Origin of the sequence: Variovorax sp. S12S4 (genome assembly GCF_023195515.1) — a bacterium.
Lineage (GTDB): Bacteria > Pseudomonadota > Gammaproteobacteria > Burkholderiales > Burkholderiaceae_C > Variovorax.
In genome coordinates, this window is the sequence record NZ_JALPKR020000002.1 from 4,938,982 (window position 1) to 4,953,771 (window position 14,790).

Here is a 14,790-nt window from a genome sequence, read left to right on the forward strand (position 1 = left end):
GAAGGAGAAACAACCCATGAGCAACAACAGCAACACCAACGAGTGGAAAGTGATCTGCCGCGTCGAGGACATCCCCGTGCTGGGTGCGCGCCGCGTGGCGCGCCCGGTGGGCGTGGACGTCGCCGTGTTCCGCAATGCCGAGAACCAAGTCTTCGCGCTGCTGGACCGCTGCCCGCACAAGGGCGGCCCTCTCTCCCAGGGCATCGTGTTCGGCACCAGCGTGGCCTGCCCGCTGCACAACTGGGCCATCGGCCTGGACGACGGGTGCGCCAGGTCGCCCGATGAAGGATGCACGCCGAAGTTCGCAGTCAAGGTTGCCGAGGGCGTGGTGCATCTGGATTCGAATGAGCTTGCCACGCATGCGGTGGAACTCGAGCGCCCCGTCGCGGGGCCGGCCAACCGCGCCTGCCTTCAAACCGAAGGCTCGGCTGCCTGACACAACGAACAACATGAGCCTCACTCTTACGTCTTCGTCGCGCAGCGACGACCGCAACCAAGGCATGCCACCCGCGCACGGCCGCTGCACGCTCGTCGGCGCCGGCCCGGGCGACCCCGAGCTGCTCACGATCAAGGCGCTCAAGGCCATCCAGTCGGCCACCGTGCTGCTTGTCGACGACCTGGTGAGCGACGAGATCGTCGCCATGGCGCAGCCCGGTGCACGCGTGATCCACGTCGGCAAGCGCGGCGGCTGCAAGAGCACGCCGCAGAGCTTCATCGAGCGGCTGATGATCATGGCCGTGCGCGAAGGCGAGCACGTGGTGCGGCTCAAGGGCGGCGACCCCTTCATCTTCGGCCGCGGCGGCGAAGAGGTCGAGCACCTTGCGCAGGCGGGCATCCACGTCGAGGTGGTGAACGGCATCACCTCGGGCCTTGCCGGGTTGACCTCGCTCGGCGTGCCGCTGACGCACCGCGACCATGCACAGGGCGTCGTCTTCGTCACGGGCCATGCAAAACCGGGATCACCTGGCACCGACTGGCAAGCGCTGGCCGCCACCGCACATGCCGCGCGGTTGACGCTGGTCATCTACATGGGCGTGTCGGGCGCCGGCCGCATCCAGAACGAACTGCTGAGCGGCCTGCCGGCTTCCACGCCCATCGTGGTGGTGCAGAGCGCCAGCCTGCCGACCCAGCGGCATGCGGTGGGAACACTCGCGACGCTGGAGCAGACCATTGCCGACCACGGCCTGTGCAGCCCTTCGATCATCGTGGTCGGCGATGTCCTGCAAGGACTGGCTGCCGCGGCGTCTTCCGCGCATCTTGCGCTGGAGAAGGCGGCCTGAGGCTCCGGCCTCCCCTCGCCTCTCCTTTCCATTTTTTTCTCTCGGCTTTTTCTTCAAACCAAAGCAACGCCATGGCCTATTTGCAGCCTTCCGAATTCGTCACCAAGATGGTGGACGCCGGTGAATCCAAGATCTTCATGTCCACGCGGGACACGCTCATTCGCTCCTTCATGGCGGGTGCGATCCTGGCGCTGGCGGCTGTGTTTGCCGTCACCATCAACGTGCAGACCGGCTACTCGATCATCGGAGCCATCCTGTTCCCGGTCGGCTTCTGCATTCTTTACCTGCTCGGCTTCGACCTGCTGACCGGCGTGTTCGTGCTGACGCCGCTCGCGCTCATCGACAAGCGCCCCGGCGTCACCATCGGCGGTGTGCTGCGCAACTGGGGGCTGGTGTTCGTCGGCAACTTTCTCGGCGCGTTCACCGTGGCCGTGCTGATGGCCATCGTCTTCACCTTCGGCTTCACCAGCCCGCCCGACAAGGTTGGCCAGGTGATCGCCACCATCGGCGAGGCGCGCACGGTGGGCTACTCCGACCACGGCGCCGCCGGCATGCTGACGCTCTTCGTGCGCGGCATGCTGTGCAACTGGATGGTGTCGACCGGTGTGGTCGGCGCAATGATCTCGACCTCGGTAACCGGCAAGGTGCTTGCCATGTGGATGCCGATCATGGTGTTCTTCTTCATGGTGTTCGAACACTCGGTGGTCAACATGTTCCTGTTCCCGTCGGCACTGCTCATGGGCGGCAACTTCTCGATCATGGACTACATCATCTGGAACGAAATCCCGACCGTGCTGGGCAACCTCATCGGCGGCCTCTCGTTCACCGGCCTCACGCTGTACGCCACGCACGTGAAAACAGGCCCCAAGCGCGTGGTCCGCTAAGCACGGCCCAGCCGCTCGCCGCCAGTGACGATGCGTTCCGCACTCGCGGTCTCGATTGGCCAGCACTCCGACAAGGGGCGCAAGGAAACCAACCAGGATTTCCACGGCGCCGCCCTGCCGGAGGGACAGGTCCGCAGTGCCAAGGGCGTGGCACTTGCCATTGCCGGCGGCATCAGCAGCAGCGACGTGAGCCATGTGGCCAGCGAGTCGGCGGTCAGGAGCTTTCTGACCGACTACTACTGCACGTCGGACGCATGGAGCGTGAGCCGCTCGGCACAGCGCGTGCTCACGGCCGCCAACGCCTGGCTGCATGCGCAAACGCAGAACGGCGGCGGCCGCTTCGACAAGGACCGCGGCTACGTCTGCACCTTCAGCGCCCTGGTCGTCAAGTCGACGACCGCGCACATCTTTCATGTGGGCGATACGCGCGTCTACCGCTGGCATGCAGAGGCGCTCGAGCAACTGACCGAAGACCACCGTGTGTCGGTGGGCGGCGGGCAAAGCTACCTTGGCCGCGCACTGGGCGTGGGGCCGCATGTAGAGATCGACTACCGCGCCGTTCCCGTCGAGCAAGGCGATGTGTTCCTGCTGACTTCGGACGGCGTTCACGAGCACATCGACGCTGCCGCCATCAAGGCCGCACTGGATGCGAACCCCAACGACCTGGATGCCGCGGCCCGCAGCATTGCGGAAGAAGCCTACCGCCGAGGCAGCCCGGACAACCTGACGGTGCAGATCGCCAGGATCGACGCGCTGCCCGATGGCGACATCAACGAACTGTACGCACAACGCGCCGCACTGCAACTGCCGCCGGTGCTGGAGGCGCGCATGCGCTTCGACGGCTACACCATCGTGCGCGACCTGCACCACAGCCATCGCAGCCACATCTACCTGGCGACCGACGACGACACGGGGCAGCGCGTGGTGCTCAAGACCCCTTCAGTCGACCTGCAGAACGACGAGGCGCACCTGGACCGCTTTCTGCTCGAAGAATGGGTCGCGCGGCGCATCGACAGCGCACACGTGCTCAAGCCGCACGCCAGCCATCGCAAGCGCAACTACCTCTACGTTGCGATGGAGTTCGTCGAGGGACAGACGCTGGCGCAGTGGATGGTCGACAACCCGCGGCCCAGCCTCGAATCGGTGCGCGGCATCGTCGAGCAGCTTGCGAAAGGCCTGCAGGCCTTTCACCGCCTGGAGATGCTGCACCAGGACTTGCGGCCCGAGAACATCATGATCGACCGCACGGGCACTGTGCGCATCATCGACTTCGGCTCCACCTGGGTGGCCGGCCTGGACGACAGCACGCTGGCCGCGCCCGACCAGATACTGGGCACGGTGCAGTACACCGCGCCCGAGTACTTTCTGGGCGAAGGCGGATCGGCAAAATCGGACCTGTTCTCGCTGGCCGTCATCGTCTACCAGATGCTGACCGGACGGCTGCCCTATGGCGCCGAGGCGGCCCGCATCAGGACGCGGTCCGACCAGCGCAATCTGCAGTACAGGTCCGCGCTGGACGCGCAGCGGGCCATTCCGGCCTGGGTAGACGAAGTGCTGCGAAAGGCGCTCGCCCCCAACCCGCTCAAGCGCTACGAAGTGCTTTCAGAGTTTGTGCAAGACCTGCGGCAGCCCCATCCGGATTTCTTGAACAGCCGCGGCACACCGCTCGTCGAAAAGAACCCGGTGATTTTTTGGAAATGCACGGCCTTGCTGCTGGGCATTGCGGTGGTCGTGCTGCTTGGCTTGCTCAGCCAGCGGGGCTGAGCGTCGGTTTTCCAAAGGCAGGCAAGGTGGCGATGAAGGTTGTCCCTTCTGCGTTGCTCGACTCCACCGTCACCTCACCGCCATGCGCCTTCGCAATCCCCATGATGATGAACAGCCCAAGGCCCACGCTTCTGCCGGTGCCGACGGCCGATCCGCGGACCATCGGCTGGAACAAGGCCGAAATGAGCTCGCTCGGAATGGCGGCACCCCAGTTGTGGACCGAGACTTCGACGCGCTCAGGATTCACCGAGGTCTTGACGGTGACTTCCCTGTCCGGGTCACCATAGCTCACGGCGTTTGCCACCAGATTGCCGACGAGTTGCGCCATCCGATCCGGGTCGACACGACATGCCCCGCGCCCTTCGGTTTCATGGCGCAACGTCCGATCGGGAAAAGACAAGGCGAGTTCGGCCACGCTCTGGGCGACCACCTCGTGCAGGTCGACCGGTTGAGGGTTGATCGCAATGCCCTTCCCCACGCGCGCGACCGTGAAGTCCAGCAGGTCCGACACCAGGCGATTCGCGCGGTCCACCGACTGCGCCATTCGCGACAACACCCGTGCCTGGTTGTCGGTGGGTGCATGCTTGAAGAGAACCTGGATCCCGGTGTGAACGGCCGACAGCGGATTACGCAGATCGTGGCTCACGATGCCGATCATCTGCTCCGCAAAAAGCGCCCGGTCTTTCGTTTCGGCCTGAAGGCGCTCCACTTCAGCAATATGCGTCTCGAGCTTTTTCCGAGACAGAAGCAGTTCCTGTTCGTACTTGTCGCGGTCTCGTGCCACGAACAGGGCCACTTCCTGGGTGTGGTTAGGCCCGTGGCCGTGGCGAACGACATTCAAAACCATGGGCAGGGTGCTTCCATTCTTGTGCCGGATGTCGAGCTTCAACTCCGAGATGGAGCCTTGCATTTCCAGCAACGGCGCCCAATGGGTCTGGTGAAAGATGCGGGCGCCCATGGTCAACAGATCCTGCAGCCGCTTCTTGCCCACCAGATCTGCCTTGTCATAGCCAAGCCAGACGCAGAACGGCTTGTTGACGCGCAAGAAGACGCCCTTTGCGTCCGTCTCGACCAGCCCGCAGGGAGCACCGTCGAGCAGCGCCTCATCGGCAGGCCCAAGCGCTGTCATGAGCGGGCCTAGTAACCGCGCTGCGAGAGAAACGATGCGATCGCGTCGTTGCTGGCGCTCGGCTGGCTCAAGTGCGGACAATGTCCGACGTTGTCGATGATCGTCAGCACGCTGTCGGGCATGACCTTGTGCATGTATTCGCCGACCGCCACGGGAGCGATCAGGTCGTCGTCGCACTGGAGGATCAGCGAAGGCGTTCGCAGTTCGGCAATCGCGACCCGGTGGTCCGACAGGAAGGTGACGCGCGCGAAATGCTTCGCGATTTCCGGGTCGGTGCGGCAGAAACTGTTGGTCAACTCGACGCCGAGAGCGGGTTGCTCCGGCGCGCCCATGATGGCCGGCGCCATTGTGCTGGACCATCCGAGATAGTTGCTCTCTAGGGTGTGCAGCAACGAGTCGATGTCGGCGCGTTCGAATCCCCCGACATAGTCGCCATCATTGATGTAGCACGGCGATGGCCCGACCATCACGTGCGCCGCAATGAGGCCCGGGCTCGCAAGGTCAGCCAGCACGCCGATCATCGCGCTCACCGAATGTCCCACGAAGATGGCAGGGCCTTCGCCATAGGCCTTCACGATTTCGATCACATCGGCGGCATGGCCGTCCAGCGACGCGTACTTGTCGGGATCGAATGCCTTGAGATCGGAGCCGCCGCTGCCGACGAGGTCGAAAAGCACTGTGCGGTACCTCTTGCGGTACTCGGGTTCCAGGAGGCGCCACATGTTCTGGTCGCAGCCGAATCCATGCGCGAAAAACAGCGTGGCGGGGCCGCTGCCCGCCACATGGACGTTATTGCGATGCTGCAACTGGGCGGTCATGTGTTGTCCTTGGAGCTCGGTAGTTTTGCAAACCGAGCGAAGTATGCCCGCCCAAATCGGCTGGCAAGCCTCGTCTGGCAAGCATCCTACGTAATCCGTCAGCTCAGCCGTACGAGCTTCCCATCGCGTGAGGTTAGCTTTGTCCGCAGGCGCTAGTGGACCGCTGATCTTTTATTTAAAACCAATATGTTCAGAACGATCCTGGGAGTTGCGGCAAGCCCTCTGGTGGCAATCGCCCTGTTTTGCGCTGGCATCCTCACTGCGACGCTGCACTTGCTTGCCTTGCCTGCGCTGTATCTGTGGGAGCGCTATCTGGAGCAAAGGCCCCTCGCGGGCAAACGAGATCGCGACAAAGACCGGATTGACTCCGGAAGTCGAACCGGGAGATGAGTTCGCTCTGCCGAAGTCAGTTCGTCGCGAAGCAGTACATCAGACCAGCGCTGCCGCTCATCTTGAGTTGGTCGACGCTGCAGCCGCGCGTACCGTGCGACGAGTTCCACGAAGCATTGGCTACCGGGTCGGGATTGGTGCCCTTGCGGTCGTGATGACCCACGATGGCAGAGCCGCCGTCGCTCCTGGTCCAGTTGCCGCATGTGGTGTCCTTGCCGGGATCGGCCACGGCCAGGGTGCCGTCAGGGCGCGAGCCGGTGAGGATGTCGTGGCGGTTGACGGGGTCGCCGGCGCCGGAGACAACCTCGCCCTTCTCGGTCAGCGAGGTGTCCTTGCCGACCTTGGCGTTGGCGCTGTGCAGGTCGGCCACGCTGGTGGCGACGACCACACCCTTGGCATTGGTCCAGGGGCCAGTGCCGATGCGGTCGCGCGCATTGACAGCCGGCTGCCCGTTCGCGGCAGCGGTGCTCAGATAAGCGCGCCAGGTTTTGTTGCCGGCTCCCGCACTCGTGGCCAGCGACTGGCAGAAGCGGTCGGCTCCGGCCAAGCCTCCAAGGTCGCCGCCCTTGCCGGGGTTGACGCTGGTGATGAAGAAGCTCATGGATTTGCCGCCCGATGAACCCATGGCACCGCAACCAATGATCAGCGCGGTGGCTGCAACGGCGGCGCCAGCGGAGAGAAGTAAGCGACTGGGCATCTGGAGACTCCTGGCGGTGTTGGAGCCGGGAGGCTACCGCACCGTCGTGTCAGCGGCAACCGAGCGCGCCCTCATGCGGCCTGCTTCCACTCCCGCGGCGACAGGCCGCTTTGCGCCTTGAAAGCGCGCGACAACGCGGCTTCGCTCCCATAGCCGACTTCTTGCGCAATGAGCTTGAGCGGACGCCCCTGACGCAATGCCTGCTGCGCAAGACCGACGCGCCAGCGCTGCAGGTACACCCCCGGCGTGCATCCCACGGTGTCGCGGAACTGGATGGCAAACACGCTGCGCGACATGCCCGCTTCGACGGCAAGCGCGTCGAGCGTCCATTCGAGTGCGGGTTTTTCGTGCATGGCCACCACGGCATTGCGCAACCGCGGGTGCGACAGCCCCGCGAGCAGGCCGGAGCGGGTTTGCCCCTTTTCCATCAGGTGCCTGAGCACCTGGATGAGCACCACGTCGAACAGGCGGTTCAGCAGCACCTGCTTGCCGCAGCGCTGCTCGAAGGCTTCTTCGAACAGCAGTTCCAGCACGCCCTCGGTGCCGTCGATTTCTTCCAGCGGCAGGCACACGAATGCGGGCAGCGCGGCCAGGATCGGGTTTGCGGCGCCGCCTTCGAACTGCAGGTGCGCGCAGGCAAAGTCCGCGCCGCGCGCCGCGTCGGTAATGAACCTGTGCGCCATGGGCCGCGGGTACATCAAAAGGCTTGGCCGCTCGATGCGCAGCACCTCCGCGCCGCCGTGACTGACGCCCACCTCCCCGCGGCGCACCAGGTGCAGTTGGCCGGTGGCGCCCTCCCCGTCCAGGTCGTTGATTCCGCACAGCGCGCCGGTATGGAACACCCGCGCGCTGACGGAAAAGTGCGTCAGCAGGGCTTCGAGCCGATCAGGCATGAAATACTCCAAGTCAAGTTATCAGGACTTTTTATCACCAATCGTTTCACCACGCACGTAAAGTTCGTTCTGTCGATTCCGACCTGAAACCTCAACCCGAATCAAAGGAAAGAAACATGAACGCCGTTACCCGCATCTTCGCCATGGCCGCACTCGCGGTCGCCGCCAATGCCGTGTTCGCCGCCGACAAGTCGCCCGTGCGTCAGCCGGCCGCCGCGGTTGCAAAGACCGCGAGCTACATCACCACCAAGGACGGCGTGCAGCTCTACTACAAGGACTGGGGTCCGAGGAACGGCCCGGTGGTCACTTTCAGCCACGGCTGGCCGCTGAGCTCGGACAGCTGGGAATCGCAGATGATTTTCCTCGCCTCGAAGGGCTACCGCGTGATTGCGCATGACCGCCGCGGCCATGGCCGCTCGAGCCAACCCTGGGAAGGCAACGACATGGACCACTATGCCGACGATCTGGCGACGGTGATCAACACGCTCGGTGTGAAGGACGTGACGCTGGTCGGCTTCTCCACCGGCGGCGGCGAGGTGGCGCGCTACATCGGCCGCCACGGCACCAGCCGCGTCAAGAAGGCGGCACTGGTGAGCGCGGTTCCCCCGCTCATGCTGAAGACCGACAAGAACCCGGGCGGGCTCCCTATCGAGGTGTTCGACGGCATCCGCAAGGGCGAGCTGGAGAACCGCTCGCAGCTGTATCTCGACATTGCCTCGGGTCCGTTCTTCGGCTTCAACCGGCCGGGCGCCAAGGTGTCGCAGGGCTCCATCCAGTCGTTCTGGGCGCAGGGCATGCAGGCCGGCCACAAGAATACCTATGACTCGATTGCCGCCTTCTCGGCCACGGACTTCACCGAGGACCTGAAGCGCTTCGACGTGCCCACCCTGGTGGTGCATGGCGACGACGACCAGATCGTGCCGATCGATGCGTCGGGCCGGGCTTCCGCCAAGCTGATCAAGAACGCCAAGCTGATCGTCTATGCAGGCGCACCGCACGGCCTTGCCGACACGCACAAGGACCGGCTCAACAACGACCTGCTGAACTTCATCAAGGAATAAGCAGGCGCGGCGGCAAGCCTTGCCGCCGAACCGACGGCCTCCTGGCGCATGGCGACATGCGCAAGGAGGCCGTGCCGCTTGGGCAACGGCCAAGGGGTGAGGGACGCAGGCGCAAGGGCGCTCAGCGAATGCCCAGCGCGTGGTCCAGCGAAAGGCGCCCGCCGCCGCGGCCCACCAGATACAGCATGAGCGCCGCCCATGAGAGATGCGTCGGCCATGCGTCGGGGTAGACAAAGATCTGAATCACCAGCGTCATGCCCAGCAACGCCAGCGCCGAGACACGCGTGAACAGGCCCAGCACCAGCAGCAAGGGGAACAGATGCTCCGAATAGGCCGCCAGGTGCGCCGCGAGCTCGGGTGGAACGAGCGGCAGCTTGTATTCGGTGCGGAACAGTTCGTAGGCGCTGTCGGTCAGCGTAAGAAAACCTTCGACCTTGGTGCGGCCCGAGTAGAAGAAGATGGCCGCCACAGCCACGCGCGTGGCCAGCGCCAGCACATCGTGCGTCACCACGCGCGTGAGCGTTTCGGCCGCGGCGTTCCAATGGGCGCGCAGGCCGCGATTGCTGCCGGTTGCGATTGGCTCTGACGCCTGGAGATTCGTGCTCATGGTGTTCCTTCGTTGGATGCGGGCGACGAAGATGGGGCGGTGAATGCGCCGGCGCTCAGCAGGCCAGCAAAGATGGCGGCAAGGTCTGCTTGGGCATCGGCGGCCATTGCGCGCTCTGCGGCCTGCTGGAGAGTGGCTCCACTTGCGCAGGCATCGAGAAAGACGCAACCGGCCTGCGTGAGCCCTTGCCACGCTACGGCGTCGTACGGCCGTGTCAGCAAGGCGCCCTCGCCTTTCCAGGCCAGTTCATCGGTGACTTCGCCCCGCGCGCGGTTGCGCTCCCAGATGCTGAACACCGGCTGGTCGTCGAACCACGCCCAGCGTGCCGCGGGATGAGGCCTGAGAGACAAGGCTGCCATCTGCTCCGGCGATTGGCGGGCTATCCATGCAGCATCGGCGGCGGGCGCGTCCTCTGCGACATGGGCCTCGCGCCAGTGCGTGTCGAGTTGCGCCACGCCTGGCAGGTAGACCAGTTCAGCGGCAGGCTCGAAGCTGTGCAGAAAATCGGCAAAGCCGCTGCCGTAATGCAGAAGGCGTCCATCTCGGGGCGCTTCGGCATTCACGTAGAGCGCGGCGGCGGCGCGAAACCATTCGCTGCCCACCAGCCGCGCGACCGTTGGGAAGTTGGCCGCGAGTGCATCGATGCAGGCCTTCATCACGGTATTGCGATACACGGCGAAGGCGGGTTGCGTTGCAAGCTCCCGCATCGCGGGGTTCAGCCCTTCGGTTGGCGAGAACAGCGCCTTTGCAAACGCCTGCTGGAACAGGCCATGCGGCGTGGTCATGCGGTGGCCTCCTGCGTTGTGGCGTGCTCGAGTTCGGCGGCGGCCTGGTCGCGCTCGGCCATCAACTCTTCGAAGGCGGGCACGTTGCCATCGCGTTCGATCAGCGTGGGCCGGGCACCGGCGCGTTCGACAAAGCGCCGATACAGCTGCCAGACTTCCGGCGCGATGGGCGCGTCGTGCGAATCGATCAGCAGCGTGTCGCCCAGGTTCGGGTCTGCGTCATGGCCTGCAAGATGAACTTCGCTGACCAGCGCATGCGGAAAACGGTCGATCCAGTCATTGGCTGAAAACCCCAGGTTGCGGGCCGACACGTACACGTTGTTGATGTCGAGCAGCAGCTTGCAGCCCGTGCGCCGCGCCAGCTCGTGAAGAAAGTCGATCTCGTCCCATTCATGCCCATCTACGCGCAGGTAGTGGGACGGATTTTCGATGGCGATGGCGGTGCCCAGCGCGTCCTGGGTGCGCGCCACATTGGCCGCAACGCGGTGGAGCGCGGCGGTGCTGCGCGGAAAAGGCAGCAGATCGGGAAAGTACTGGCCGTTCCATGTGGACCATGCCAAGTGCTCCGACACCAGCGCCGGCTGGATGCGCCGCGCCAGCGCCGCGAGCCGCTGAAGATGCGCGGAATCCGGTTCGGACTCACCCGCCAGCGAAAGCGAGACGCCATGCAGCGAGACCGGATGGCGGGAGCGAATCGCTTCCAGCCACCCGAGCCGCGGGCCGCCCGCCACCATGTAGTTCTCCGGGTGCACCTCGAACCACAGGCCCTCGGTTCGTGCGCCGAGCGCAGGCTCGTAGTGCTCCGGCTTGAGCCCAACGCCGGCCATGAGGGCTTCTGGCATGGCGGCGCGCGCCGATCAGGACTTGATGGGAGCCAGCGAACCCATGCCCTTGGGCGTCTTGATCGTGGCGCAGGTGCCGGCCGGCACGTTCTTCCAGGCGTTGCCCTGGTAATCCACCTTCGAAGTGCCCGCGCAGGTGGTGCCGGGGCCGGCGGCGCAATCGTTCTTGCCTGCCATCGAAACGCCGTAGCACTTCTCCATCGCAGCCATTTTGTCGGCCATGGGTTTGTCTTGCGCAATGGCGGAACCGGCGGCAAGGGCGCCCAGTGCAAGGGCGGTAATGGCGAGAGGACGGTTGATCATGGATGAGCTCCGAAGATGGTTGAACATTTGCAACCGCGCCGGAATGCGCGGTTATTTTCTAGTTCGCCACTTCGGAAGCCGGGGTTACAGCGCTCCTCTCGATCGTCAAAAAAATTTTTGCGCGCAGAAACTCAGGCGTCGAACCAATCGCGGGCCGATCGCCCCTGGTCGGGCCCGAGCATCGAGAAGCCACCATCGACCGGGATGTCGGCACCGGTCACAAAGCGCGCGGCATCCGAGCACAGAAACAGCACCACTTGCGCGACGTCGTCCGGGTCCCCTGCCCGGCCCAACGGATGCAATGGTGCCGCCATGCGGTCGGCATGCGCACGGTCGCCGCCTGCCATGCGGCTCAACGCATCGGACCAGGTCCAGCCGGGCGACACTGAGTTCACGCGCACGCCGCGTGGCGCCAGCGTGGCGGCCTGGTTGCGCGTGAGCTGCAGGATGGCGGCCTTGGCCGCCGGATAAAGCGCACGGTTTGCCGTGCCGAACTTGCCGCCCACGCTGCCCATGTTGACGATGGCGCCACGCTGCGCGGCCAGCGCACCCGCCGCCTTTTGCACCAGCACCGCGCCGGACACGAGGTTGACGTCCAAAGCGCGCAGCCACTCGCCGCGCGTGGCCGCCATGCCGTTGTCGCCATAGACCACTGCGTTGTTGATGAGAAAGTCGATGCGGCCTTCGGTGGCGAGCACATCGGCCAACAGTGCATCGAGCGCCGCATCGGATGCGATGTCGCAAGCCACGAAGCGGCAGCGATTGCCGAGTTCGGCCTGCAGTGCCTCGCCGCGCACGGCATCGATATCGACAGCCAGCACCTGCGCACCGGCCTGCACAAAGGCACGAACGATGGCGCTGCCGAGCATCGCAGCGGCGCCGGTGACGATCGCAACCTTGCCTTGCTGACTCATGGCGTGCCTTTCGGTTCTTTCATGTCCTTGGGACCTTCATTGTTCTTCATGCGTGCAATCGCTTCATCGACAAGCATCACATCCGCGAGCATGGCCAGGGTTTCCAGGCTGGCCGCATGCAGGTGCGGCTGTGCGGTGCTGCATGCATCGGCCACCACCGCCACCTCATAACCCAGGTCGCTGGCGTGGCGCGCACCGTGCTCGACCACGTGGTTCGTCGCAATGCCCGCCACGTACAGCCGCGTGGCACCGGTGCTGCGCACCACCTCTTCGAGCCCGCTGGCCCAGAACGGATTGTTGCGCTTGTGGGTGACGACTGCCTCGCCGGGCAGCGGTGCCAGCTCGGCGTAGAACTCTGCGCCCCACTGCCCGTCCAGCACGGCGCCGGTTTCCGCGACGCGGCGGAACAGCATGCTGTTGCGCAGGCAGTCCGCATACCCGGGTGCGAAGGCGATGCGCACGAAGATGACCGGCACGCCGCTCGCGCGTGCGCCGGCAATCAGCCGCGCGGCAGAAGCGATCAGGCGTGGCCGCGCGGGGTCGTCGGCGGCCACGCCCACCCGCACCTTGCCGTCCACGTGCAGCACGTCGTTCTGGTAGTGCATGGCGAGCAATGCGGCATTGGTCACATGAACACCTGCAAGGCTTCGTGCGGCGCGTCGCAATTGACGAGCTCTACGCGTTTCATTTCGATGCGCCACTCGGCGCCTTCGCGGCGCAGCGTGTGCAGCACGCTGCCGCCGAACGCGCGCTGTTCGGTCTTGCGCCACTCGACCAGGTGGAAGGTCGAGCGCACCACGCAGCCGGCTTCAGTGCGCGACTCGAGCGAGATGTTGCCCAGCACGTGCACGGTGCGAGTCGGCGGCTGCTGCGAATAGGCGCGGGCCTGCTCGAGCCGCCGCGCACGCATCGAGCGCAGCAAGGCGTCTTCGCAGAACAGCGAGGCATGGTTGAGGTAATCGGTCTGGCCGTGTACCAGCGGCACCCAGTACAGGCCATCGGGCGTGAACAGCCGCAGCCATTCGTCCCAGCGGTGCTCGTCGAGCAGGCGTGCTTCGTTAAACAGGAACTTCGTGATGTCCTGCTGCTCTTGCCAGTCGTTGAAGTTCATTCGGCGGCTCCCGTCTGCACGCCCATGTACGAGGCCCAGGCGGCGAACATGTTGCGCGGCGGCATTTCACTGTTGCCGTTGGAAGACCGGCCGCCCGGCAAGGGCTGGTCGCGGCCCATTCCGCGGTGCATGCTGACCCAGTCGCCGCCATCGGAAGCCAGGCCTTCCTGCACGCGGTTGTAGGCCTCCAAATCGTCGGGCATCACGTTCGACGACGGCGAATTGACGATGTTGGTGTACTTGAGCGTGCGCTGGAATGTGGCCTCCGGCGCACCCTTCAGGCGAAAGCTGAATATTTCGACTAGCGTGCGGTCCACCGAGAGCGGCCGTATCACCCGGATCTGCTGGAACGAGGTGTGCGGCGAGCAGCTTGGGTACACGATGGTGTTGTGCCGGTTCACGCGCAGGATCTGGTCGGCACGCGCCTCGCCCTGCTTTGCCTGAAGCGCCGCCACGTAGGCCAGGCTCACCGGGTCGGTTGGCGGCACGAAGATGCCTTCCATGAAGCCGTGGCCATGGTCGTAGCCCTTGAGTTCGAGCTTTTCCCAGAACTCCAGCGGCTCGCCGTTGCCATCGACGATCACCACCTCGAAGGGCTTGGGCGTGCCGGCCGGCATCGATTCGAATTCTTCCTTGGCCGCGCGCCAGGACGATTCATGCGTGGCCACCGCATGAATGGTGTCGTGCAGGTTCTCGAAGAAGATCTTCCAGTTGTTGCGCTGGATCACGCGCTGCACGCCGCCGGCCACTTCCACTTCGCCGTCCGGCGCGCGGTCGCAGAAGTTGTCGAGCGAGGTGGCCACGCCGCCCAGAAACTCGACGAGCTCAAGTCCCTCTTCGGCCAGGCTCGCGAACACGAAGCCGCGGTGGCTGGCCACGCGCGCCACCTTGCGCACCGAGTGCTGCTGCGCCTTCAGGTCGAGCGCGGTGTCTTCATAGCCGCTGCGCAGCGGCACCGAGAGCAGGCTGCCGTCGCACTTGAAAGTCCAGCCGTGATAAAGGCAGCGCAAGAACTTGCCGGCACTGCCGCTGCCGTCCGGAACGATCTTCGCGCCCTTGTGCGGGCAGCGGTTGTAGAGCACGTTCACCGCACCGTCGGTGTGGCGCACCATCACCACGGGCTCGCGGCCGAGCCGCGTGGTGAAGTAGTCGCCGATGTTCGGCACTTGGCTCTCGTGGCCGACGTAGAGCCAGGCCTGGCCGAAGACGCGGTCCATCTCGAGCTCGAAGATGGCGGGGTCCGTGTAAACGCGCTTGTGCACGCGGTCAGGCTGCACGAGCGCCTGCAAGTCGATGGTCATGGGAATGGGTC

At 64.9% G+C, this 14,790-nt stretch carries 17 protein-coding genes; 5 read left to right on the forward strand and 12 right to left on the reverse strand.

From position 1 onward, the window contains the following. Window positions 1–16: 16 nt before the first annotated feature. From nirD to M0765_RS24195, 4 genes are all read left to right on the forward strand, one after another. Entirely contained in the window at window positions 17–436 is a 420-nt protein-coding gene (nirD, locus tag M0765_RS24180; protein ID WP_258506355.1) for a nitrite reductase small subunit NirD, read from the forward strand. Window positions 437–500: 64 nt separating this feature from the next. Beyond that, window positions 501–1,280: a uroporphyrinogen-III C-methyltransferase gene (gene cobA / locus M0765_RS24185; protein WP_258508431.1), complete on the forward strand. Its 780-nt coding sequence runs from the start codon at window positions 501–503 to the stop codon at window positions 1,278–1,280. Window positions 1,281–1,351: 71 nt separating this feature from the next. Next, window positions 1,352–2,164 carry a formate/nitrite transporter family protein gene (locus tag M0765_RS24190; RefSeq protein WP_258506356.1) on the forward strand — a complete coding sequence of 271 codons (813 nt, stop codon included), beginning with the start codon at window positions 1,352–1,354 and terminating at the stop codon, window positions 2,162–2,164. Window positions 2,165–2,194: 30 nt separating this feature from the next. Further along, the gene (locus M0765_RS24195; RefSeq protein WP_258506358.1) at window positions 2,195–3,928 is read left to right on the forward strand and encodes a bifunctional protein-serine/threonine kinase/phosphatase; all 1,734 of its coding nucleotides are present in this window, start codon (window positions 2,195–2,197) and stop codon (window positions 3,926–3,928) included. On the opposite strand, the gene M0765_RS24200 is transcribed toward M0765_RS24195, so the two are convergent. The 4 genes from M0765_RS24200 to M0765_RS24215 all read right to left on the reverse strand — a co-directional run bounded on the left by M0765_RS24200 (window position 3,912) and on the right by M0765_RS24215 (window position 7,855). Then, window positions 3,912–5,057, reverse strand: a complete 1,146-nt coding sequence (locus M0765_RS24200; RefSeq protein WP_258506359.1) for a PAS domain-containing sensor histidine kinase — start codon at window positions 5,055–5,057, stop codon at window positions 3,912–3,914. The genes M0765_RS24195 and M0765_RS24200 overlap by 17 nt on opposite strands. Before the next feature lie 8 nt (window positions 5,058–5,065). Next, on the reverse strand, window positions 5,066–5,875 hold the full coding sequence (locus M0765_RS24205) for an alpha/beta fold hydrolase (protein WP_258506360.1): 810 nt from the start codon (window positions 5,873–5,875) through the stop codon (window positions 5,066–5,068). Between the two features lie 406 nt (window positions 5,876–6,281). Beyond that, the gene (locus M0765_RS24210) at window positions 6,282–6,962 is read right to left on the reverse strand and encodes a hypothetical protein (protein ID WP_258506361.1); all 681 of its coding nucleotides are present in this window, start codon (window positions 6,960–6,962) and stop codon (window positions 6,282–6,284) included. Window positions 6,963–7,033: 71 nt separating this feature from the next. Then, window positions 7,034–7,855: an AraC family transcriptional regulator gene (locus tag M0765_RS24215; RefSeq protein WP_258506362.1), complete on the reverse strand. Its 822-nt coding sequence runs from the start codon at window positions 7,853–7,855 to the stop codon at window positions 7,034–7,036. A 116-nt stretch (window positions 7,856–7,971) separates the two neighbouring features. On the opposite strand from M0765_RS24215, the gene M0765_RS24220 reads away from it, so the two are divergent. After that, entirely contained in the window at window positions 7,972–8,916 is a 945-nt protein-coding gene (locus tag M0765_RS24220; RefSeq protein ID WP_258506363.1) for an alpha/beta fold hydrolase, read from the forward strand. A 121-nt stretch (window positions 8,917–9,037) separates the two neighbouring features. Here M0765_RS24220 and M0765_RS24225 read toward each other — a convergent pair whose 3' ends face one another. The 8 genes from M0765_RS24225 to M0765_RS24260 form a co-directional block, all read right to left on the reverse strand. Next, window positions 9,038–9,523 (reverse strand): DoxX family protein, encoded by a 486-nt coding sequence (locus tag M0765_RS24225; protein ID WP_258506364.1) that lies wholly within the window; start codon window positions 9,521–9,523, stop codon window positions 9,038–9,040. Further along, entirely contained in the window at window positions 9,520–10,308 is a 789-nt protein-coding gene (locus tag M0765_RS24230; RefSeq protein WP_258506365.1) for an HvfC/BufC N-terminal domain-containing protein, read from the reverse strand. Before M0765_RS24230 ends, M0765_RS24225 begins: the two co-directional genes overlap by 4 nt. Further along, a complete protein-coding gene (gene bufB / locus M0765_RS24235; protein WP_258506367.1) occupies window positions 10,305–11,150 on the reverse strand; it encodes an MNIO family bufferin maturase in 846 nt (281 codons plus the stop codon). The genes M0765_RS24230 and bufB overlap by 4 nt, the downstream gene beginning before the upstream one ends. A gap of 15 nt (window positions 11,151–11,165) precedes the next feature. Further along, entirely contained in the window at window positions 11,166–11,453 is a 288-nt protein-coding gene (locus M0765_RS24240) for a BufA1 family periplasmic bufferin-type metallophore (protein ID WP_258506368.1), read from the reverse strand. A 131-nt stretch (window positions 11,454–11,584) separates the two neighbouring features. Next, window positions 11,585–12,367: an SDR family oxidoreductase gene (locus M0765_RS24245; protein ID WP_258506369.1), complete on the reverse strand. Its 783-nt coding sequence runs from the start codon at window positions 12,365–12,367 to the stop codon at window positions 11,585–11,587. Then, the gene (locus M0765_RS24250) at window positions 12,364–12,972 is read right to left on the reverse strand and encodes a cysteine hydrolase family protein (RefSeq protein WP_258508433.1); all 609 of its coding nucleotides are present in this window, start codon (window positions 12,970–12,972) and stop codon (window positions 12,364–12,366) included. The genes M0765_RS24245 and M0765_RS24250 overlap by 4 nt, the downstream gene beginning before the upstream one ends. A gap of 20 nt (window positions 12,973–12,992) precedes the next feature. Further along, complete coding sequence (locus tag M0765_RS24255) at window positions 12,993–13,478, reverse strand: aromatic-ring-hydroxylating dioxygenase subunit beta (protein WP_258506371.1); 486 nt, start codon at window positions 13,476–13,478, stop codon at window positions 12,993–12,995. Further along, window positions 13,475–14,779 (reverse strand): aromatic ring-hydroxylating dioxygenase subunit alpha, encoded by a 1,305-nt coding sequence (locus M0765_RS24260; RefSeq protein ID WP_258506373.1) that lies wholly within the window; start codon window positions 14,777–14,779, stop codon window positions 13,475–13,477. The genes M0765_RS24255 and M0765_RS24260 overlap by 4 nt, the downstream gene beginning before the upstream one ends. Window positions 14,780–14,790 lie beyond the last annotated feature (11 nt).